The sequence below is a fragment of the Yoonia sp. genome (genome assembly GCF_030731595.1).
Taxonomy (GTDB): domain Bacteria; phylum Pseudomonadota; class Alphaproteobacteria; order Rhodobacterales; family Rhodobacteraceae; genus Yoonia.
Genome location: NZ_JANQTS010000128.1, coordinates 102,728 through 122,849, shown reverse-complemented (window position 1 = coordinate 122,849; position 20,122 = coordinate 102,728). Strand labels below are relative to the sequence as shown.

The window sequence follows — 20,122 nt, the reverse complement described above, 5'->3', positions numbered from 1 at the left end:
CGTCACGCAGGATCTGCTGCATCTCGAAGTACTGCTCACGACGCTTGTCGCTGTCTAGTTCGGCACGGGCCGACAAGAGCAGCTCTTGGAAGCGTGGCTGATCCCACTGGCTGTCGTTCCAAGGCGCACCTGCTTCATAGGCTGTGGCGAACATCCAGTCTTCGGTCGCGCGCCCTGACCAGTAGCTGGCAACCCAAGGCTTTTTCAGCCAGACGTTCGACCAATAGCCATCCGCCGGTTCCTGAACGACATTGATGTTGATCCCACCTGCGGCAGCAGAGTTCTTAAAGAGCAGGGCCGCATCAACGGCTCCTTCGAATGCCGCACTGGAAGCGGAAAGATCGAGGTCAATGCTGTCCAAACCTGCTTGTTGCAGGTAGAACTTGGACTTGTCCGGATCATAGGCCAGCTGTTCCATATCGGCATTATAGTACTGGTTTGCGGGACCGATGGGTGAATCGTTGCCGACCTGACCATGACCAAGCAGGATCTTGTCTACCATTTCCTGACGGTTGATACCGTACTTCAACGCACGGCGCACATTGACGTCATCGAAAGGTGCCACTTTGGTCAGCATCGGGAAGATGTAATGCTGGTTACCTGTTAGTTCCTGAATACGCAGGGCAGGGTTGGCACGCAGCAGTGCTTCGGTTTTGAAGTCGATCCGGTTGATCGCGTCAACCTGACCTGTCAGCAGCGCATTGGTGCGCGCTGTGTTGTCGTTGATGGCAATATATTCGATTTCGTCGAACAGGCCGACATCATCACCTTTATAGTGGCTTGCCACGCGGGTCGCGACCATGCGGACACCGGGATCAAACGACTGGACTTGATACAGACCTGTACCGATCCCTTGAGCGATGGCTTCTGAAATCTGCCCGGCTGGATACATCAGGATGTGATAATCCGACAGCAGATAGGGCAGGTCGGCGTTACCAGCGGCAAGCGTCAACTGCACTTGATAGTCCGTGATTTTCGTCATCTCGACAATGGCGGACACAATGGGTTCGGCCGCCGATTTCGCGCCTTCTTCAACGTGCATTTGCAGCGAAGCGATCACATCGTCCGCGCCGAACGACTTGCCGTTGTGGAAGGTGACGCCCTGACGCAGGTTGAATGTCCATGTCTTTGCATCAGGTGTTGCTTCCCAGCTTTCAGCCAATTCACCCTTGATCGAGCCATCGGCCGCGATCTCGGTGAGGCTGTCAAAGACCGCACCTTGCGCACAAGCGATCATGAAAAGGTCCGAATGGGTCCGGCCATCCCAGCTGTCGGATGTGTTGGCGCCGGACAGACCCGCAGTCAGTTTGCCGCCACGTGTCTGTGCGCGCAGAGGCATGCCCGAAAGGCCCAATACACCCGCTGCAACACCGGTCTTCAATAGACCGCGTCTGCTAATTCCACTCATTTTCCGTTCTCCCTAGTTATCGCATTAGACCTTCGCGGCCCGGTTTTGTCACCACTTTCGTGGATGATTCGGTTACATCTTATTAACTGCTGCATCGCCGATGTTATCAACTCCACGTTCTGCGAGCAGATTATTGAGCCAATCGGGGTCCATTTCCGGCACCGATGACAGCAAAAGATCTGTGTAGGGGTGGTGAGGCGGGGTAAACATCTCGTCCTTTAGTCCCTGCTCAACCACGCGCCCGTCTTTCATTACAACAACCTCGTCCGCGATAGCTTTCACGGTCGCAAGGTCGTGGGTGATAAACATATAGGAAAGCGCCAACTCGTCCTGCAATCGCGCCAATAGTCGCAGAATACCTTCGGCAACCAATTGGTCCAGCGCGGAAGTGACTTCGTCACAGATGATAAACTTCGGTTCGGCAGCCAGCGCGCGGGCAATTCCGATGCGCTGCTTTTGCCCGCCCGAAAGTTCGGAAGGCAAACGGTTGTAATACTGGGTCGGCTCAAGTTCGATCTGCTCAAGCAACTTGTCCACCTTCTTGCGTTTCGCCGCTCCGGTCAGTCCCAGATAGAATTGCACAGGGCGCGCGATGATCTGGCCGATGGACATGCGCGGGTTCAGCGCCGTGTCTGCCATCTGATAGATCATCTGCACTTGGCGCAACTGATCCTTGGACCGCTTGCGATAATCGGCGGGCATCACTTGCCCATCAACCATGATCTGCCCTGCTTTGGGCGGCAAGAGACCCGTAATGCAGCGCGCGGTTGTCGATTTCCCCGACCCGCTTTCGCCCACAACGGCAACAGTCCGCCCTTCATGCATGTCAAAGCTGACATCATGCAGAACAGGGACAGTCCCATAGGCCGCATCGACGCTCTGCACGCTGACCACGGGGACAGCGCCCGTTTGCACAGCAGGCTTTTTGGGCCGTTCAAAGCTGCGGACCGCCCAAAGAGATTTCGTATATTCCTGCGTTGGCGCGGAAAGCATCGTGCGGGTATCGGCGGTTTCGACTTCGTCACCCTTAAGCAGCACCTTGATCCGGTCAGCCATCTGCGCGACGACCGCCAGATCGTGGGTGATATAGATCGCTGCAGTATTGAACTGCTCCACAATGTCACGGATCGACGCCAGCACCTCGATCTGCGTCGTCACATCCAGCGCGGTTGTCGGTTCGTCAAAAATAATCAGATCGGGGCGGCAGGACATGGCCATTGCCGTCATGCAACGCTGCAACTGGCCACCTGACACCTGATGCGGATAGCGAAAGCCGATCTGTTCGGGATTGGGCAAGCGCAGCTTGCGGTAAAGCTCGATGCCATCGGCCTCGCTCTCGGCGCGGCTCATGACATGGTGCTGCACAGGACCTTCGACGTGCTGGTCCATCAACTTGTGCGCAGGGTTGAAACTGGCGGCAGCAGACTGCGCAACATAAGCGATCCGCTTGCCCAAGAGTTCACGTTTAGTCGCGGCAGAGGCTTTGAGCAGATCAATCCCGTCGAATTCGACCGTACCTTCGCTGATGCGCACCCCGTCACGGGTATAGCCCATCGCGGCCAGACCCAGCGTCGATTTGCCAGCTCCGGATTCACCGATCAGGCCCAGCACCTCGCCCCGCGCCAATGTCAGATCGACGCCATTGATAATGGGGCTCCAGACCTCATCACTGCGGCCTTCAAGCTTTACGCCGCGCATTTTGACGAGTGGTTGATCGCTCATTCTTTCAGCCCCGATGATTTATGCAGCATCCAGTCGACGACGAAGTTCACGGCGACAGTCAGCAAGGCAATGGCTCCGGCTGCCAGCAAGGGTGCTGTTGCCGCCAAGGGCGCGAACTGTGCAAAGTTCACAAAACCCGCCAAATCACGGACCATTGTGCCCCAGTCGGCCAAAGGCGGCTGAATGCCGACACCAAGGAAGGACAGCGAGGCAATGGTCAGGAACACAAAACAGAACCGCAGCCCGAATTCGGCCAGCAGCGGCGCAGTCGCATTTGGCAGGATTTCCTTGAACACAAGATAGCCCAGCCCCTCACCACGCAGCTTTGCCGCCTCGATATAGTCCATAACTACAATGTTCTGCCCGACAGCACGGGCCAGTCGATAAACGCGGGTGCTGTCAATCACGGCGATGATGACCACCATAAAGATGGTCAAGGGGATACCCAGTTTCGGCGCCCAGACGCTGGCGATGGTCATCAAGAGCAGGGCAAAGATCAGCGATGGAATGGCCATCAGCACATCAACCATCCGCGAAAGAACCTGATCCAGCCAGCCACCCAACGTTGCCGCCAGAAACCCCAAGGTCCCGCCCAGCAAGAAGGCCAGCACCGTTGTGGCAAAAGCAATGCCAACGGTGTTCTGCGCGCCATAGATCAGGCGGCTGAGGATATCACGGCCAATCTGGTCGGTACCCAAAGGAAAGGCAGGGTTGCCGCCCATCGCCGGATCACCACCGGGAATGATGTTTGCCGCGACACCGGGCACAATCTGTTCTTGCCCGTAGGGGGCAATCACACCGGCGAAAACAGCAAAAATCGCATAGATCAGGATCGTCAGAATACCAAAGGACGCAGTGAGCGGCATGGAGCGGAACATTTTGCGGCTCCATGCGGTGCCAAACGTCCGGCCCAAGATCCGGAAAAGCCACGCGGCAATGGCAAAAAGGATAAAACCTTCAATCGCGATGCGCAGGAAAAAGAACTTGTTGGCAATCGCAGGATCGGCGCTGCGGCCTTGCATATAGGCCCAGACGAGCCAAAGCAGAACGACAGCGCCAAGCACATAGCCGTAGGCAACGCCATAAGGCATATCACGGAACTTTGGCGCGTTGCCCGTCACCGCTTGGCCCGCAAAGCGGAACCCCCACGCCACGGCACCCATTCCGATCAGAGCTGCGACAAACCAGATCATTTCGGATGCCTCAGACGCGGGTTGGACAGGATCGACATGATGTCAGCCGTCAGGTTGAGAAGAATAAACGCCGTGGCAAAGATCAGACAGCAGGCCTGCACGACGGGAATGTCACGGATTTTCACACTATCCACGAACAACTGGCCGATGCCCGGATAGACAAACACCACCTCGACCACGACCACGCCAGTGATCAGATAGGCAAGGTTAAGGGCAATGACATTGATAATCGGGGCCAGCGCATTGGGCAGCGCATGCCTGACGATCACGCGCATCGGGGACAGGCCCTTGAGCCGCGCCATTTCTATATAAGGCGAGGCCAGCAAATTGATGATCGCTGCGCGCGTCATCCGCATCATATGGGCCGTCACAACAAGCGTCAGGGTCAGCGCGGGCAGCATGGATTTCTCTAGCCGCTCACTGAAAGGCATGCCGTCAAAAATATTGGACAATGAGGGAAAGATCGGATTCAGCACGGCAAGGAAAAGGATCAGGATATAGGCCAGAAAAAACTCTGGGCTGGAAATGGACGATAGCGTGAAGATGTTCGTGGCGCGGTCGAAAACCGTGTTGCGGTAAAGGGCTGCGAGAATACCCAGCACAATCGAAAAAGGCACAGCGATCGCTGCAGTCACCATCGCAAGGAACATTGTGTTGCCAAAGCGTGGTGCGATTTGCTCGGCCACTGTTGTCGCGCCGGATGTCGTGCCCGTAAAGCTGGCAAAATTGGCCTGTGCAAAGCTTGATCCCAGATCGCCTTGCAACGCCCCACCCAACCAATCGAAATAGCGGGTGACAAGCGGCTGATCGAGGCCCAGATCACGGCGGATAGATGCAACGGCTTCGGGGGTCGCACCTTGTCCCAAAATCGCTTCGGCGAAATCCCCCGGCAAGAGGTTAACCGCCACAAAGATAACCACCGAAACGATCAGCAACGTCAAAAGGCCAAGAGCAAGGCGCTTTAGGATAATCGTCAAGACGTTGCCCAAGTTTCTCTCGTCTCCGAATTACTTAGGTCAAGCTTAGCTATTGGTGCTGATCTGTAAACCCTAAAGGGCAAGAGACGCCCTTTGCGCCCCAAACATGTCCATCGTCCGCACAAGTTCCGCGCTGATGCCCGGTTCCGAAAGCGCATGACCTGCACGACCAATGAATGTCAGCCGGGCTTTGGGCCACATCTGCGATAAGGTATGCGCCGAAATCGGCGGGCAGATCATGTCATAGCGGCCTTGGACGATCACGCCTGGAATATCGGCAATCCTTGCCATCTGTTCCGGATGCAGGATCTGTTGTTCAGACGTCAAGAACCCCGCGTTATGGAAATAATGGTTTTCCAAGCGTGCAAAGGCGCGGGCGTAATCAGCAGGGCTTTCGCCGGTGATCCCATCGCTATCGATCGAGGCCAGCGCATTTTCCCAAGAGGCCCAAGCGCGCGCATAACGAGTCTCGAGCGGGATATCCCCGGAAAAAAGCCGCCGGTGATAGGCTGCGATAAAGTCGTCTTGTTCGTCCACGGGGATCATGCTGGCAAAACGGTCCCAAAGGTCGGGCCAGAATTTTCCGGCGCCCCCGCCATAGAACCAGTCAAGTTCGGGCTGGGTCATCAGAAACACGCCGCGCAGGATAAGCGCTGCTGCACGTTCAGGGTGGGCTTGCGCATAGATCAGCGCAAGTGTCGCGCCCCATGACCCACCAAAGACCATCCAGCGCTCAATACCCAGCGTTTGACGGATCAACTCGATGTCGGCGACCAGATGCCATGTTGTATTTGCCTCGACACTTGCGTGCGGACGCGAACGGCCACAACCGCGCTGATCGAACAGAATGACGCGAAACAGATTGGGGTCAAAGTAGCGGCGCATTGCAGGGCTGCATCCGCCACCAGGGCCGCCGTGCAGGATGATAACCGGGATTCCCTTGGGATTTCCACACTGCTCCATATAGATACGGTGGCCGTCGCCAACATCCAACATCCGTTGATCAAAGGGATCAATGGGCTGGTAAAGATGCGCACCTGGGCGCTTTTGTCCTACGACTTTGTCCATAAGCACCCTATATCGCGTTACGAAACCACTGACCATAATGCGGAGCGATGAAAATGTCGGCAACAAACACAGTTGATCCCGGTGAGATTGCCAAGTTCGAGGCGATGGCTGCCGAATGGTGGGACCTGAACGGCAAATTCAAACCGCTGCACATGATGAACCCGGTGCGACTGGGTTACATCACCAGCCAGATTGCCGCGGAATTCGGGCGCGACCTCCAAGGTCCCGAACCGTTCAAGGGCCTGCGCATCCTTGATATCGGCTGTGGCGGCGGTCTGCTTTGCGAACCGATGGCGCGGCTTGGGGCAACGATCATCGGCGCAGACGCGGCAGAGCGGAATATTCCGGTAGCCAAGATTCATGCCGCGCAATCAGGGCTGGAAATCGACTATCGCCACACAACAGCCGAGGCAATGGCCGAGGCGGGCGAGCAATTCGACGTGGTCCTGAACATGGAAGTGGTCGAACATGTGGCCGACCCGCAAGGGTATCTGACCGCATGCCAGCAACTGCTGAAACCGGGCGGTTTGCACATTTGCTCCACGATCAACCGCAACCCGAAATCTTTTGCGATGGCGATTGTGGGCGCGGAATACGTTATGCGCTGGCTGCCCAAGGGCACCCATGAATGGAACAAGTTCATCACACCCGATGAGCTTTTCAGCCTACTGGAAAATGCCGGGCTTACACCTGTTGACCGCAAAGGTTTTGTCTTCAACTTTGCGCGGTTCACATGGTCGATTTCGGATCGGGATTTGTCGGTGAACTATGTCACGGCAGCGACGAAACCAAGCTAGGGCCCGTAGTAGAAGTCTAGTCGATCTGGTTCAGCTTCAATCGCATCTCGCGCAAAACGGGTAGAACCGCCCGCACCTTGTCTTCGCCGACCTTTCGGACGACATCGGCAATGACAGGCGCAATCGCGGCCAAGGCCGCATCGCGCGCCGCTTGTCCTGACGGGCTGATCGCGACCATCTTGCGGCGTGCATCGTCCCAATCGGGGCGGACATGCACCCATCCTGCCCATTCGAGTTTCTGGAGCGTATTGGTCATCGCGCCCCGGGTCAGGTGAAACGTCTTGGCCAATTGCGCCGGAGAGCGCTCAGCCCCGGAATGTGCCAGATGGTTAAGAACAGAAAAGTGCGACAGTTCCATCCCCTTGGGCAACACCCGCGCCACGTTTGCCCGCGCCAGTTGGTCGACGGCCAGGATCTCGCTGAATAGCGAAACGGCAAGGTTGTTGGCAGCGTCAGTCATCAGGGGCCTTCAAAAGGGCGATCATGGCTGAGTGCCGCGATGCGTTTGCGGCTTTGTGCCACTGACCCAAGGTCAAGATCAACCATCGCGATGCCCGGCTCTGTTCCAAGATCAGCCAGAACCTCGCCCCAAGGCGAAATCGCCATCGTATGCCCATAAGTTTGGCGCGGCTTGCCTGACTGTGCCGCATGGATGCCTGTCTGTGCTGCTGCCAAGACATAAGACCCGGTTTCAATCGCGCGGGCCCGCAAGAGCGGTTCCCAATGGGCGGCTCCGGTCACAGGCGAAAATGCGGAAGGGACCAGAAGAATCTGCGCCCCGGCCTGCGCCAGCGCGCGGTAAAGATAGGCAAAACGCACGTCATAACAGATGGACATGCCAATTTTGGCGAAAGGCGTATCGGCAACGACTGCGCGCGTGCCTGGGCGATAGCCAGCAGATTCGCGGTATGTCTCCGTCTCGGACACTGTCACATCAAACATATGGATCTTGTCATAGCTTGCGACGATCTGGCCTGCGGGATCAATCAGGAACGAACGGTTGGCAAAGCGACCGTCCGGATCATCTGTTTTCAAGGCCAGCGATCCGATTGACAGCCAAACCCCGTGACGTATCGCCGCCTCACGTAATCCCGCAAGCGTGATGTCGTCCGCCTGATGCTGCAAAACCCGCCTTTGCTGGGCGCGATCTTGCGACACGCAGTTCGTCACTTCTGGCGTCAGAATGAAACCCGCACCCTGACCCACTGCCTGCGCCACCATGTCGAGAGTGCGTGGCAGGTTATTGGCCGGATTATCACCCGCATTCAATTGAAGCAGTGCCGCTTTCATGCGGCAAGCATGGCGTCCAGTTTACCGCCACGCTCCAGTGCGAATAGATCGTCGCAACCGCCAACATGCCTGCCGCCCACAAAAATCTGCGGGACTGTGCTGCCGCCGTTCGCGCGCTGGATCATCTCGCCCCGCCGCTCTGGCTGGGCTGAAATATTGACTTCCGCATAGCTGACCCCTTTGGAATCCAGCAGGCGCTTGGCCATGTGGCAGAATCCACAGGTGGGTTTGGTATAAATCTCGACAGTTGCCATCAGACTTGTCCTTGGAATGACTACAGCCCTGATTTAAGCGTCTTTGACTACTCTTGCCAGTGTAACAATCGACACGTTCGTGGCACCGGCAGACTTTGCAGCCTCGGCACTGGCGGCCAAGGTCGCACCGGATGTCATGACATCATCCACCAGAACAACATGTTTGCTCTTGATCTGGCTGATGCGCTTGGGGTTTGGAACAATGGCATCCGAGAGCGCCGCAAAGCGGGCGTCGCGGCTGTGACCTTCTAGCGGTTTAGTCTTCTTCGGACGCAAGAGCGCATCGACGCAAACCGGGCGATCCATGACGTTGGCCAGCGCCAAAGCGAGCAGCGCCGATTGATTATAGCGCCGCCTTGCCAAACGGACCCAATGCAGCGGGACCGGAACCAAGACAGTGTCTAACAAAGGCCATTTTGCAATTCTTTGAGCCATCCAGCGGGCCGCAGGTAGGGCCAGATCGGTCCTGTCACCATGCTTGAGGCCAAGTATCAGCTTGCGGCCAACCCCGCTGTAAACAAGCACGGACCGTCCCTTATCCCAAGGACGCGCAATGGTCATGCAATCATCGCATTGCAGATTCTCCTCGTCACCTTCACCGGGCAAAGGGGTGCCACAGGTGTCACAAATCAGTCCGCCGATAAACCGTGCTTCGCGCCAACAAGCGCTGCACAGGCCAAAGTCGTCATCGGTCAAAGCGTCGCAGGCCACACACTGCGCGGGATAAATAGCCCGAATGATACTTTGCAACCGCATGAATGCACCCTAAATGTCCGCAATGACCTTGCCACAAATCACCGACCGCACAGCGCTTTTGCGCAATCGCGCCCGCGCAAAGCCCGAAGCGCTTTTCTTGCAGGACGTCGCTGCCGATGAAGTCCATGAAAGACTGACCGAGGTTAACAGAACCTTTACGTCTGTTGCGATCGTGACAGGTTTTCCGGATTTTTGGGCCGCACATTACCCTGACGCGACGATTGTGTCTGATCAGGAGACCCTCGCTCTTGCCCCCGACACTTATGACCTTGTCGTGCATGCGATGTGTCTGCATTGGGCGAATGACCCTGTCGGGCAGCTTGTTCAGGCGCGGCATGCGCTGAAGCCGGATGGGCTTTTGCTGTGCACGTTTCTGGGCGGACAAACCTTGCATGAACTGCGCACGTCACTGGCCGAAGCAGAAGCGATTGTGACCGGCGGCCTTTCGCCCCGTGTCGCGCCGATGGGGGAAATACGGGATCTAGGCGGGCTTTTGCAAAGGGCGGGCTTTGCGATGCCAGTGGCCGACAGTACCCCCCTGACAGCGAGCTATGCCAATGCCTTTCACCTCATGCATGATCTGCGCAAAATGGGCGAAAACAATGCGTTGGCGCACCGGATCAAACATATCACGCGGCGGAATGTCCTGACCGAAGCGGCAACAATTTATGCAGCAAACTTTCGGAATTCCGACAATCGCGTGGATGCTACTTTTGAGATCATAACGCTCACTGGCTGGGCGCCGGACAACACACAACCGCAACCTCTGCGCCCAGGAAGCGCAAAAGCGAGGCTTGCAGACGCGCTTGGGGCAAAAGAAGTGCCTTTAGATAGGTCCAATGATTGACGCCGAACGTATCCCATTTAACTACATCAGAAATCACGCTACCTAAGGGCTCATGAAAATGTTCGATGCACATAGCCAGACGACAGAACGCCCCGCGACATGCCCGATGCATGCCGCCCCGGATCACCCGCCAGTTAAACCGGCGCGGGTCGGGATTCTGGTGGCGAATCTTGGGACGCCAGACGGCACCGATTATTGGTCAATGCGCCGGTATCTCAACGAGTTTCTATCCGACAAGCGTGTCGTCGATTACTCCGCCTGGATCTGGCAGCCACTCTTGCAGCTCATCATTCTGACAAAGCGGCCATTCTCCTCGGGTGCGGCTTACAAGTCGATCTGGAACGAGGAAGACAACGAAAGCCCTCTGCTGACGATCACGAAAAAGCAGACCGCGGCGATCAAGGCGCAGATGATCGAGCGCTATGGCGACGACGTGCGCGTTGATTTCTGCATGCGCTACGGCAACCCGTCCACGAAATCCAAGGTACGAGAAATGGTCGAGGCAGGCTGTACCAAGATTCTGTTTTTCCCGCTTTACCCACACTATGCAGGGGCGACGTCTGCTACCGCGAACGACCAGTTCTTTCGTGCCTTGATGCAGGAAAAATGGCAGCCCGTCGCCCGTGTCGTCGAACCCTACTTCGAAGAACCCGCCTATATCGAAGCTTTGGCCCAATCCATCGAAAGGGCTTATGCTGCGGCAGAAACCAAGCCGGAAAAGCTGGTTTGCAGCTATCATGGTGTGCCAGAGCGTTACTTGCGCGAAGGCGACCCGTACCACTGCCAATGCCAGAAGACGACACGCTTGCTGAAAGAGCGGCTTGGCTGGGATGATACGCAGATTGTCACGACATTTCAGTCGCGTTTTGGTCCTGAAGAATGGCTAAAGCCTTATACAGTCGAAGAAGTTGCGCGGCTGGCGAAAGAAGATGGCGTAAAGAACATTGCCGTCTGCGCGCCTGCCTTCTCGGCCGATTGCATCGAAACGCTTGAAGAGATCAACGAAGAGATCAAAGAAAGCTTTGAACACGCTGGCGGCGAACACTTTACCTACATCCCCTGCCTGAATGATGATGCTGCACATATCGAAGCACTGTCCGGTGTGATTGAGAAGAATCTTAAGGGATGGCTGTCGTAACTCTCTAAAGATAATGACAACTTTCGCGGTACTGGTTATTGTCCTGACAACCTCTGCTGGTTTTTGAGATTATGAAACTTACATTGAACTCCGAGGGTGCGATTATTGACGCCCATGACCTTGGTCGATTTTTTGGGATTAAACCTTCTGAGGTACCAGAAAAGATGCGATCTGGTGACATCACAAGTCGGTCAGAGCAGGGAGTCGATGATGATGCTGGACGTTTGAGATTGACGTTTTGGTACCGCGACCAGCGGGTTCGGATCATCTGTGACGAAAGTGGCAACGTCTTAAAGTCAACGCGCATAAGGGCGGAGCGGACAAAGAGAACACAATTTATAGAGTAATGCACTAAGAGCGTGCGCGTTGCGTTTTCAACATTGAACTAGACCTGAAAACATTCGAGGCAACGTTCCTCAAAACTGTCTTGAGATTGCGACAAACGCCATAACTTTTCTTCAACCTTGCCTCAAAGCAAACATATTTTGCAGCGATTATCGGGAAGTTATTTGTAGTGAAGTTATGGGTTGTGCTGCGATTTTCTTGCGGCGATTGGTGAAATATGACTAAAGCGAACCGCTCTCATGTTGACGAACAGCGCAGTGACGCGCTTCCTGACGGCACGGCCCTTTTGGGCACGCAGTTCACGATCGATCGACCGCTGAGTAATGGCGGATTCGGAATCACCTATCTGGCAAAGGACAATTTGCTGGACAGAAATGTCGTGATCAAAGAGTGCTACCCTGAAGTTTTTTGTGCAAGAGACGGAATCAACGTCGTTGTTCGCTCTGCGCAGCACAAGGAAAAATATCGAACAATCGTAGAGATGTTCATGCGCGAGGCGCGCAGCATCGCCATGATGCGTCATCCAAATATCGTTGGCGTGCATCGGATCTTCGAATACAATCAAACGGCCTATATGGTTCTGGATTTGATCCAGGGTCGTGATCTCCTCAACATCATCAAGGACGATCGTGAATCGCTGTCGGCAGACCAAGTCAAAGAAATACTGATAAAATTGCTCGACGCTGTTGATCTCGTGCACCGCAATGATCTTTTGCACCGCGATATTTCGCCTGACAATATCTTGCTTGATAAGTGGGGTAACCCGGTCCTGATCGACTTTGGTGCAGCCCGCGAGGAGGCCAGCCGCGAAACGCGGGCGCTTTCAACTGTGCTGATCGTCAAAGACGGGTACTCACCCCAGGAATTCTACTTTGCCGGCGGCAAACAGGGCCCGAGCAGCGATCTCTATGCGTTGGGCGCTACCTTCTATCATTTGATTAGCGGTAAAGCGCCACCCAACAGCCAAACACGGATGGCTGAGGTCGCAGGTAATAATCCCGACCCTTGCGAGCCATTGGCTGGCCGTTTTTCCGAATATGACCGCGACTTCCTTGAGGCGATCGACAAGGCGATGAAGGTTCTGCCAAAGGACCGGATTCAAACAGCGGCCGAATGGCTTGAAATCATCAACAAAGAGGGCGCGCGGGTCAAACCGATTCGCATGCGTTCGAACGATGATCTCGGCAAGACGCTGACACGACTGGTGTCCGAGACAAATGAATACGTCTTTAATTCGCAGCCGCGCGATCCGAAAAACGCACAGAAGACGCCCGACCAGACCAAACCAACACCTTTAAGGCCACCAGGTTGGGTCGAAGAATTCAACCGCGAGACATCAGAAGCGCTAGAAGATCAGCTTGCGAAGCGGTTGGCAGCCGCAGAGGCTGCGATCGAGGCGCAGGAAAAAGCTGAAGTACCGGAAACCCAATGGAGATGGCCGTTCCGGATTTTTCAGCGATCCTGACGGAAAGTTCGCTGCAACAAAGTTCAGAAAGCAAAAAGGGCGCACTGTTGAGTGCGCCCTTTATCTATCAAGCCAAGTCTAGAACCGATCAAATCAAGAGAACCTGAGTCCCAACCTTGGTCAGATCAAATAGCTCTGCGATCTGTTCATTATACAGACCGATACAACCGTTCGATGACCGCCGGCCTATCTTGCGCGTGTCATGTGTGCCGTGAATTCGGTAATATTGCCAAGTCAGATGAAGCGCATGCGTGCCCAATGGATTATCTGGACCGGGTCCAATAAAGTCCGGCCATTCGGGATTCCGAAGCTTCATGGCAGGTGTTGGCGCCCAACTTGGGCCTTCAACCTTACGTGTGATCGAGGTGCGACCAGTGCGGGTCAAGTCCTCTGTCAAAGGAACACTTGTCGGGAAAAGCTTGTAAGTCGTCTGGTCCTCGGACCAGAAATGCAAGGCGCGTGATTGAAGATCAACAAGAATGGCGCCATTGCTCAGATTGTTAAAGTAAGGCTGCCAATCCAATGAGCGGAAGCTTGCGATATTCCGCTGCACCCCAGAGGAAATATCACTTTCGATTTCCGTGGTATTGGATGTTTGTGCGACAACGCCCGTCCCAATCATCGCTGCCGAAGCGGTCAAGAACCCGCGCCGCGATAGTTTCGATGTCATTGCAGTCTCCTTCGGGGAACCGATGTTTTCTTCCCTGTCACTTAATATGTCTGGCGTCGCGCCGCAATTCAAAGAAATGTCATTCGCATGTCTTGCACATCGATGTGGGTTTGAAGTGTCACGTCAATGCGGCTAAGGAATGAAGACACAAAATGGGACGGCTATGAGTATGTTTCGACGCGAAGTGATGATTGGACTGGCGACAGTTGGTTTGGCCGCATGTGACCCCAGCTTGAACCGGCCACTGGGACCCGATGGTTTACCATTGCCATCGGCCTACGTAATCCGACCAGGTGACGCAGCTGCGATCCAGTTTCGTATGCTGGATAGTGTCAATGCATTGCGTCAGACTGCTGGCGTACCACCAGTAGAGCTTGACGCGCGGTTGAATGCCGCTGCGGCAACCCATTCGCGTGATATGGCTGTTCAAAATCGCCCGTGGCTTTTCGGCTCTGATGGATCCAGCCCCGTTGCGCGTGCGCAGCGTGCCGGTTTCCCCGGGCGGCTCTTGGGTGAGAACATCTCTGAGTCTTTCGAGTCGGAATTGCAGACACTTGCTGCATGGATGGCTGCCGAGGGTACACGCGCGGTGATTCTCGACCCTAATGCGCGCTTTATGGGCTTCGCCTGGTTTCAGGAAGAATCGGCAAAGCTTTGGTGGACATTGAACATGGGAAGTGACCCAACAATCAGCCAACCAATCGTGAACCTTGCATTCTAGGCATAGATGTAGATGAGCGTGCCGGTTTCAACCATAGCGTAAATCTCGTCCATCTCTTCGTTCTTCACTGCGATGCAGCCCCATGTCCAATCTGGCTTGCCGATCCATTTTTCTGGCGTGCCGTGGATAAAGATATCGCCGCCCGGATCGACACCGCGTGCGCGTGCAGCTGCGACATCTGAGGCATCGGGATATGAAATGCCCAGCGAGAGATGAAAGCGGCTGTTAGGGTTGCGCCGGTCAATGCGATAGCCGCCTTCTGGTGTGCGCCCGTCGCCTTCCTGTTGTTTATGCCCAATCGGATCAAAGCCCAGTTCAAATTTGTAGGACCGCAACAGGGACGTGTTATGCAACAACTGCATTTCCCGGCGATCCTTCAAAACCTGAATGCGTGTGACACTTGGCCCGACGTAACGTGGTTCTGCCGTGCACCCCACCAGTCCAACTGCAGCGCCTACCATCATTGATCGTCTTGAAATCATGTTTCTGCCCATCGTTACGGTCTGCGCCGTTTCGGTGTTCTTACTACAAAAAAAGCGTTCACAATAGGTAAGTTACGTCGATCTTTTTCATTTACGCGTGAATGATGCAACAACCTCGGTATGGGGCGACCAGCGGAACTGGTCGACGACCTGCACCCAAGGCAATTCAAAGCCTGCATCGACCAGCATTTTGGCATCACGCGCAAAGGTCACTGGATTGCATGACACCATGGCAATCGTGTTGATACCCGAGGCCGCCAGCGTCGCGATCTGCGCTTCTGCCCCTGCGCGGGGCGGGTCGATCACGGCAGCATCAAAGGAACGCAGTTCATCAGCCTCTAGGGGACGGCGAAACAGATCGCGCGCTTCAGTCGTCACGCGCCGCAATTGATGGCCCTCGCGCCACCCACGATCCAATGCTTGCAGCATCGCCGCTTCACTCTCGACAGCATGTACTTCGGCCCGTTTGGAAAGCGGCAAGGTAAAAGTTCCACAGCCGGAAAACAGATCAACGATCCGGCCAGCCTTGGCCGTGATCTCTTGCACTGAAGCGAGGAGTGCCAGTTCACCATGCTTTGTGGCCTGCAAGAACGCTCCGGGTGGCGGCACAACGTCCGTTCCACCGAAATCCTGAGCGGGCGGGTTGATTGTCACCACTGGCTCGTCGTTCCAGACAAGACGGGACAGCCCGAACTGGTTGGCGAGTGCCGCCAGTTCGACGCGCAATTGCGGGGTCAGGTCTTTGTCGGTCTCAACAAGGACATCTGTGCCCAGCGCGGTCTCTGTCACCGTCAGATCAATCTCGCCCTTGCGCGAACAGGCCAGCACCGTCAGCGCCTCAAGCGCGGGAAAGCTGGCGATCAGAGCTGAGGTGAGCAGTTGGCAATCCGGCACCGGCACCAACATGTTCGAGGCTTTGGCATGAAAACCGACCATTGCACCCTTCTTGGTGCGCTGGCCGGAAAGTTTTGCCCTGCGGCGCGATTGCGCGGGCGAGGTCTGCACCGGACGAAACACAGGCGAAAGGCCCCGCGCTTGCAAGGCCTTCACGACAATATCGCGCTTCCACTCTGCCACGAAATCATCCTTTGCGTGCTGCATCGCGCAGCCACCGCAAGTCTTGAAATGCCGACAGGGTGCAGCAACGCGATCAGTTGACGGGGTCACGATCCGGACAGTTCCGTCTTGTGCAACTTCCACCTCTTCACCCGGAAGAACGCGCGGCAAGAGCGAGCGCCCGTCAGAGGCACGCCCCATGCCCAGATGGGTCAGGCTTTCGATCGTCAGCATTTATTCCGCCGCATCTTTCACGTTGATAAACCCGCCGGATTGGCGGTTCCAGTAGCGCGCATAAAGCCCACCTTTGGAGAGCAGATCCGCGTGGGTTCCTTGTTCGACAATGCGTCCTGCGTCAAGCACAACAATCCGGTCCATTTGCGCCAATGTGGAAAGGCGGTGTGCGATCGCAATCACGGTCTTGCCATCCATAATAGACTCTAATGCGTGCTGAATCGATGCTTCGACCTCGGAATCAAGCGCGCTTGTCGCTTCGTCCAGGACCAGAATTGGCGCGTCTTTCAGGATGGCGCGGGCAATCGCAATGCGCTGGCGCTGGCCCCCTGACAGCTTCACGCCCCGTTCGCCCAAATGTGCCTCATAGCCTGCGCGACCTTTATGATCTTTCAGCGTTACGATGAAATCATGCGCCTCTGCCTGCCGCGCGGCATCTTCGATCTCTGCTTGGGTCGCGTCCGGCTTGCCGTATCTGATATTGTCACGGGCAGAGCGGTTAAACATCGCGGTCTCTTGGGTCACCATCGCGATCTGACGACGCAAGCTTTCCTGGGTCACATCGCGGATATCGACACCGTCAATCTTCACCGTGCCCGCTTCGGTATCGTAAAGCCGCAGCAGCAAAGCGACCAAGGTCGATTTGCCGGCGCCTGATGCCCCGACCAGCCCCAGCTTTTCGCCCGGCTTGACCATCAGGCTGACACCATTCAAGCCACCGGGACCGCCACCATAACTGAATGCGACATCGGACAGGGCAATCTCACCTTGTTGAGCTGTCAATTCCTTGGCATTCGGTGCATCGGTCAATGTATGCGCAGGGCTAAGCGTATTCATCGCATCCTCGACCTCGCCCACATTGGCATACATGCCCATCAGCGTGAAACTGACCCAACCGGTCATTTGTGACAGGCGCAGCGAAATCGCACCAGCCGCCGCGATATTGCCGGCTGTCGCCGCACCCGTGGTCCAGAAATAAAGGGTGATACCCACCAGAATGATCGGCAGCAGCCCGCCCAGCGCCATCAGCCAGAACCGGAACCAGGCAGACAACCAGCCATAGCTGACCGCGTTGCCCCAATAATTCTCCATCGCGTCGATGGCTGCGCGATCTTCATGGGCGTCATGGGCAAAGAGTTTCACCGTCTTGATATTCGTGATCGTATCGACCACTTGCCCCGTCACCATCGCGCGGGTCGCTGCCCGCGCCTTTGAGCGTGCGCGAATGCGCGGCATGAAAAAGCGTATCAACCAAATGTAAGCGCTAGCCCAAAGCGCCAAGAGCGCGGCCGACCGCACGTCTATTGTCAGCAACAAGATGACGGACCCGACCAGCGAGGCCAGCGCAAAGGCCACCGTATTGATCATATCGACGATCAGATCCGTCGCGGCGCGCGCCGCCTGCATTTGCTTTTGGGCAATGCGGCCCGCGAAATCGTCGTCAAAGAAAGTCACCGACTGACCAAGTGAATGCCGGTGCAATCGCGACAAGATGAGATTGCTGAGTGACGGCCCGACAACGACAGCTTGCATCAAACCGGACAACCCCAAGACAATCGGGCGCAAAATCACAAAAAACGCCGTAACGCCAAGCAACAAAAGCACGTTATCGGTAAAGTAGGTATCAGCATTCGACGTCAATGCAGCGTCAATCACCCACCCCAACATCAGTGCTGTCGCGACCTCTAGCGTACCAGCCAATGCAGACACTAATCCAGCCAAAAGCGTGACTTTTGTGCTGCCACGTAGACACCATCCAAGGAACGCCAAAAGCGTCTGTGGCGGTGGTCCAACGGCGGGTTCAAAAGGGTCGATCCAGCGTTCCGGTGTCATGTACTGCCTTCAGTGGTTTGCCCCAGAAAGCCCCCTGATTGGCGCGCCCAGAACCGTGCATATTGTCCATTTGCCGCCAGCAGCGCGTCATGTGTCCCGTCTTCGATGATCCGGCCATGATCCATCACGATGATCCGGTCCATCTGTGCAATCGTCGACAAGCGGTGCGCAATGGCGATGACAGTTTTACCTTCCATCATGCCATAAAGGGTCTGCAGAATTGCGGCTTCGACTTCACTATCTAGCGCGCTGGTGGCTTCGTCCAACAGCAAGATCGGCGCATCTTTCAAAATGACCCGTGCAAGTGCAATCCGCTGGCGCTGACCACCCGATAGCTTCACCCCACGCTCGCCGACGCGCGCGTCGTAGCCGCTGTTGCCCTCGTTATCCTTGAGCCCAACGATGAAATCATGTGCCTCTGCGCGCCGGGCTGCGGCAATCATCGCCTCTTCGCCCGCAAGCGGATTGCCATAAAGGATGTTTTCGCGCACCGACCGATGCAGCAGGCTGCTGTCTTGCTGGACCATGCCGATGGCGACGCGCAGGCTGTCTTGGGTCGCGCGGCTGATATCCTGACCGTCAATCGCAATGGTACCGCGCTCGGCGTCATAGAACCGCAGTAGCAATTTGACCAAAGTTGATTTTCCAGCACCTGACTGTCCAACAAGCCCGACCTTTTCACCCGGCGCAATCGTCAGGTTGATTTGATCCAAGCCCCCGGTCTGCTGGCCGTAGTGATGCGAAAGCCCTGTGATCTGGACGCCACCTGCCTTGACCTGCAAAGGCTTTGCAGCAGGCTGGTCCAAGAGCGCAATCGGCTGTGCGATGGTTTGCATGCCTTCCGCCACAACGCCAAGTTCGCGAAAGAAGTTCGTGATCGCCCACATAATCCAGCCGGACATGGCATTCAGTCGCAACGCAAGCGACGTCGCAACTGCGACAACCCCGACAGAGGCGAGGCCTTGCATCCAAAGCCAGATCGACCAACCCACAACACCCACGATCAACAGGCCATTAAGCAGCATCAGTCCTGCATCCATCAGCGTGTAAAGCCGCATCTCGACCTGAAAGGTGCGGCGCGCCTCTTCAATTGCCTCTTTGGCATAGTCGATCTCGCGATCATGGTGCGCGAACATCTTGACCGAGTGAATGTTGGTATAGCTGTCCACCACACGGCCCGTCACGGCACTGCGGGCATTGGATGCCGCCTCTGAAGCCACAGAAATGCGTGTCACGACCCAACGCATCAGCAGGATGTAGGGGACGATCCACAGCAAAAGCGGCAACAACAATTCTGCATCGGCCTGCGCCAGAAGGAAGGCAGCGCCAAGAACATAGGCAATCGAAAAGGTAATTGCGTCGAAAAGCTGGAACACAACTTCGCCCGCGGCGGGGGGTGTTTGCATGATCCTGTTGGCGATGCGCCCGGCAAAATCATCCTCGAACCAGCCGACAGACTGGCGCAGGACATGACGATGCGCCCGCCAGCGGACCAAAGTGCCAAAATTGGGCAGGATCGTGTTGTTCAGCAACATAACCTGACCGACGTGCAAGGCAGGCCGCAAAGTCAGGATAAAGACGGCGACCAGGATGAATTCCAGCCCGCTTTGCGCCCAAACCTCCATGGGCGTGCCGTCAGACAGAATATCAACCAAGCGGCCCAGATAGGAAATCAGCCAGATTTCGACGCTTGCAATGCAAATCGAAGCAATCCCTGTGATCCAGAATACCTTTTTAAACGGCTCTGCGTAGGCACGCAGAAACGGGTAAAGCCGCTTGGGCGGCGTGTCGCTCTCTTCGTAGGTCACGTAAGGATCGACAAGACCTTCGAAGAATCGAAACATGGGTCTGCCTCTGGGATTTCGT

20 protein-coding genes are annotated in these 20,122 nt (G+C 55.9%); 6 read left to right on the top strand and 14 right to left on the bottom strand.

The genetic code is table 11. The features are described from left to right. The 5 genes from NWQ23_RS15155 to pip all read right to left on the bottom strand — a co-directional run. A partial coding sequence (locus NWQ23_RS15155) for an ABC transporter substrate-binding protein (RefSeq protein ID WP_306167226.1) occupies nucleotides 1–1,408 on the bottom strand: 1,408 nt, incomplete at its 3' end. A 72-nt stretch (nucleotides 1,409–1,480) separates the two neighbouring features. Next, nucleotides 1,481–3,130: an ABC transporter ATP-binding protein gene (locus tag NWQ23_RS15150; RefSeq protein ID WP_306167225.1), complete on the bottom strand. Its 1,650-nt coding sequence runs from the start codon at nucleotides 3,128–3,130 to the stop codon at nucleotides 1,481–1,483. Continuing rightward, nucleotides 3,127–4,323 (bottom strand): ABC transporter permease, encoded by a 1,197-nt coding sequence (locus NWQ23_RS15145; protein WP_306167224.1) that lies wholly within the window; start codon nucleotides 4,321–4,323, stop codon nucleotides 3,127–3,129. Before NWQ23_RS15145 ends, NWQ23_RS15150 begins: the two co-directional genes overlap by 4 nt. Beyond that, nucleotides 4,320–5,312 (bottom strand): ABC transporter permease, encoded by a 993-nt coding sequence (locus tag NWQ23_RS15140; protein ID WP_306167223.1) that lies wholly within the window; start codon nucleotides 5,310–5,312, stop codon nucleotides 4,320–4,322. Before NWQ23_RS15140 ends, NWQ23_RS15145 begins: the two co-directional genes overlap by 4 nt. Nucleotides 5,313–5,372: 60 nt before the next feature. Further along, nucleotides 5,373–6,368, bottom strand: coding sequence for a prolyl aminopeptidase (gene pip / locus NWQ23_RS15135; RefSeq protein ID WP_306167222.1), 996 nt, complete (start codon nucleotides 6,366–6,368; stop codon nucleotides 5,373–5,375). 47 nt (nucleotides 6,369–6,415) lie between these two features. Between pip and ubiG the strand changes: the two genes are divergently transcribed. Then, nucleotides 6,416–7,165 (top strand): bifunctional 2-polyprenyl-6-hydroxyphenol methylase/3-demethylubiquinol 3-O-methyltransferase UbiG, encoded by a 750-nt coding sequence (gene ubiG, locus NWQ23_RS15130; RefSeq protein WP_306167221.1) that lies wholly within the window; start codon nucleotides 6,416–6,418, stop codon nucleotides 7,163–7,165. A gap of 16 nt (nucleotides 7,166–7,181) precedes the next feature. Here ubiG and NWQ23_RS15125 read toward each other — a convergent pair whose 3' ends face one another. From NWQ23_RS15125 to NWQ23_RS15110, 4 genes are read right to left on the bottom strand one after another with little or no spacing between them, the layout of a single operon-like run. Further along, nucleotides 7,182–7,625 (bottom strand): MarR family winged helix-turn-helix transcriptional regulator, encoded by a 444-nt coding sequence (locus NWQ23_RS15125; RefSeq protein WP_306167220.1) that lies wholly within the window; start codon nucleotides 7,623–7,625, stop codon nucleotides 7,182–7,184. Beyond that, on the bottom strand, nucleotides 7,625–8,455 hold the full coding sequence (locus tag NWQ23_RS15120; protein ID WP_306167219.1) for a carbon-nitrogen hydrolase family protein: 831 nt from the start codon (nucleotides 8,453–8,455) through the stop codon (nucleotides 7,625–7,627). The genes NWQ23_RS15125 and NWQ23_RS15120 overlap by 1 nt, the downstream gene beginning before the upstream one ends. Next, nucleotides 8,452–8,709 (bottom strand): glutaredoxin 3, encoded by a 258-nt coding sequence (grxC, locus tag NWQ23_RS15115; protein WP_306167218.1) that lies wholly within the window; start codon nucleotides 8,707–8,709, stop codon nucleotides 8,452–8,454. Before grxC ends, NWQ23_RS15120 begins: the two co-directional genes overlap by 4 nt. Nucleotides 8,710–8,742: 33 nt before the next feature. After that, nucleotides 8,743–9,465 (bottom strand): ComF family protein, encoded by a 723-nt coding sequence (locus NWQ23_RS15110; protein ID WP_306167217.1) that lies wholly within the window; start codon nucleotides 9,463–9,465, stop codon nucleotides 8,743–8,745. A gap of 22 nt (nucleotides 9,466–9,487) precedes the next feature. Here NWQ23_RS15110 and NWQ23_RS15105 point away from each other — a divergent pair, with 22 nt between their 5' ends. The 4 genes from NWQ23_RS15105 to NWQ23_RS15090 all read left to right on the top strand — a co-directional run bounded on the left by NWQ23_RS15105 (nucleotide 9,488) and on the right by NWQ23_RS15090 (nucleotide 13,260). Next, nucleotides 9,488–10,312 (top strand): methyltransferase domain-containing protein, encoded by an 825-nt coding sequence (locus NWQ23_RS15105; protein WP_306167216.1) that lies wholly within the window; start codon nucleotides 9,488–9,490, stop codon nucleotides 10,310–10,312. Between the two features lie 52 nt (nucleotides 10,313–10,364). After that, nucleotides 10,365–11,450 (top strand): ferrochelatase, encoded by a 1,086-nt coding sequence (gene hemH / locus NWQ23_RS15100; protein WP_306167215.1) that lies wholly within the window; start codon nucleotides 10,365–10,367, stop codon nucleotides 11,448–11,450. A gap of 71 nt (nucleotides 11,451–11,521) precedes the next feature. Beyond that, nucleotides 11,522–11,797, top strand: a complete 276-nt coding sequence (locus NWQ23_RS15095; RefSeq protein WP_306167214.1) for a DUF6522 family protein — start codon at nucleotides 11,522–11,524, stop codon at nucleotides 11,795–11,797. A 215-nt stretch (nucleotides 11,798–12,012) separates the two neighbouring features. Beyond that, nucleotides 12,013–13,260, top strand: coding sequence for a serine/threonine-protein kinase (locus NWQ23_RS15090; RefSeq protein ID WP_306167213.1), 1,248 nt, complete (start codon nucleotides 12,013–12,015; stop codon nucleotides 13,258–13,260). An 88-nt stretch (nucleotides 13,261–13,348) separates the two neighbouring features. Here NWQ23_RS15090 and NWQ23_RS15085 read toward each other — a convergent pair whose 3' ends face one another. Continuing rightward, complete coding sequence (locus NWQ23_RS15085) at nucleotides 13,349–13,930, bottom strand: L,D-transpeptidase (RefSeq protein ID WP_306167212.1); 582 nt, start codon at nucleotides 13,928–13,930, stop codon at nucleotides 13,349–13,351. 169 nt (nucleotides 13,931–14,099) lie between these two features. On the opposite strand from NWQ23_RS15085, the gene NWQ23_RS15080 reads away from it, so the two are divergent. Further along, a complete protein-coding gene (locus NWQ23_RS15080; protein WP_306167240.1) occupies nucleotides 14,100–14,651 on the top strand; it encodes a CAP domain-containing protein in 552 nt (183 codons plus the stop codon). On the opposite strand, the gene NWQ23_RS15075 is transcribed toward NWQ23_RS15080, so the two are convergent. The 4 genes from NWQ23_RS15075 to NWQ23_RS15060 form a co-directional block, all read right to left on the bottom strand. After that, a complete protein-coding gene (locus NWQ23_RS15075; protein ID WP_306167239.1) occupies nucleotides 14,648–15,112 on the bottom strand; it encodes a murein L,D-transpeptidase family protein in 465 nt (154 codons plus the stop codon). The two genes, NWQ23_RS15080 and NWQ23_RS15075, sit on opposite strands and share 4 nt — an antisense overlap. Nucleotides 15,113–15,220: 108 nt before the next feature. Then, nucleotides 15,221–16,423, bottom strand: coding sequence for a class I SAM-dependent RNA methyltransferase (locus NWQ23_RS15070; RefSeq protein WP_306167211.1), 1,203 nt, complete (start codon nucleotides 16,421–16,423; stop codon nucleotides 15,221–15,223). Continuing rightward, nucleotides 16,424–18,256 (bottom strand): ABC transporter ATP-binding protein, encoded by a 1,833-nt coding sequence (locus tag NWQ23_RS15065; protein ID WP_306167210.1) that lies wholly within the window; start codon nucleotides 18,254–18,256, stop codon nucleotides 16,424–16,426. It abuts the gene before it with no gap. Further along, nucleotides 18,253–20,100, bottom strand: a complete 1,848-nt coding sequence (locus NWQ23_RS15060; protein ID WP_306167209.1) for an ABC transporter ATP-binding protein — start codon at nucleotides 20,098–20,100, stop codon at nucleotides 18,253–18,255. The genes NWQ23_RS15065 and NWQ23_RS15060 overlap by 4 nt, the downstream gene beginning before the upstream one ends. Nucleotides 20,101–20,122 lie beyond the last annotated feature (22 nt).

What these genes read in the sequence shown, in the direction of transcription:
- NWQ23_RS15150 (WP_306167225.1), bottom strand. Translation starts at nt 3,130, where the DNA reads ATGAGCGATCAACCACTCGTCAAAATGCGCGGCGTAAAGCTTGAAGGC.
- NWQ23_RS15145 (WP_306167224.1), bottom strand. Translation starts at nt 4,323, where the DNA reads ATGATCTGGTTTGTCGCAGCTCTGATCGGAATGGGTGCCGTGGCGTGG.
- pip (WP_306167222.1), bottom strand. Translation starts at nt 6,368, where the DNA reads ATGGACAAAGTCGTAGGACAAAAGCGCCCAGGTGCGCATCTTTACCAG.
- ubiG (WP_306167221.1), top strand. Translation starts at nt 6,416, where the DNA reads ATGAAAATGTCGGCAACAAACACAGTTGATCCCGGTGAGATTGCCAAG.
- NWQ23_RS15125 (WP_306167220.1), bottom strand. Translation starts at nt 7,625, where the DNA reads ATGACTGACGCTGCCAACAACCTTGCCGTTTCGCTATTCAGCGAGATC.
- NWQ23_RS15120 (WP_306167219.1), bottom strand. Translation starts at nt 8,455, where the DNA reads ATGAAAGCGGCACTGCTTCAATTGAATGCGGGTGATAATCCGGCCAAT.
- grxC (WP_306167218.1), bottom strand. Translation starts at nt 8,709, where the DNA reads ATGGCAACTGTCGAGATTTATACCAAACCCACCTGTGGATTCTGCCAC.
- NWQ23_RS15110 (WP_306167217.1), bottom strand. Translation starts at nt 9,465, where the DNA reads ATGCGGTTGCAAAGTATCATTCGGGCTATTTATCCCGCGCAGTGTGTG.
- NWQ23_RS15105 (WP_306167216.1), top strand. Translation starts at nt 9,488, where the DNA reads ATGACCTTGCCACAAATCACCGACCGCACAGCGCTTTTGCGCAATCGC.
- hemH (WP_306167215.1), top strand. Translation starts at nt 10,365, where the DNA reads ATGAAAATGTTCGATGCACATAGCCAGACGACAGAACGCCCCGCGACA.
- NWQ23_RS15095 (WP_306167214.1), top strand. Translation starts at nt 11,522, where the DNA reads ATGAAACTTACATTGAACTCCGAGGGTGCGATTATTGACGCCCATGAC.
- NWQ23_RS15090 (WP_306167213.1), top strand. Translation starts at nt 12,013, where the DNA reads ATGACTAAAGCGAACCGCTCTCATGTTGACGAACAGCGCAGTGACGCG.
- NWQ23_RS15085 (WP_306167212.1), bottom strand. Translation starts at nt 13,930, where the DNA reads ATGACATCGAAACTATCGCGGCGCGGGTTCTTGACCGCTTCGGCAGCG.
- NWQ23_RS15080 (WP_306167240.1), top strand. Translation starts at nt 14,100, where the DNA reads ATGTTTCGACGCGAAGTGATGATTGGACTGGCGACAGTTGGTTTGGCC.
- NWQ23_RS15075 (WP_306167239.1), bottom strand. Translation starts at nt 15,112, where the DNA reads ATGGTAGGCGCTGCAGTTGGACTGGTGGGGTGCACGGCAGAACCACGT.
- NWQ23_RS15070 (WP_306167211.1), bottom strand. Translation starts at nt 16,423, where the DNA reads ATGCTGACGATCGAAAGCCTGACCCATCTGGGCATGGGGCGTGCCTCT.
- NWQ23_RS15065 (WP_306167210.1), bottom strand. Translation starts at nt 18,256, where the DNA reads ATGACACCGGAACGCTGGATCGACCCTTTTGAACCCGCCGTTGGACCA.
- NWQ23_RS15060 (WP_306167209.1), bottom strand. Translation starts at nt 20,100, where the DNA reads ATGTTTCGATTCTTCGAAGGTCTTGTCGATCCTTACGTGACCTACGAA.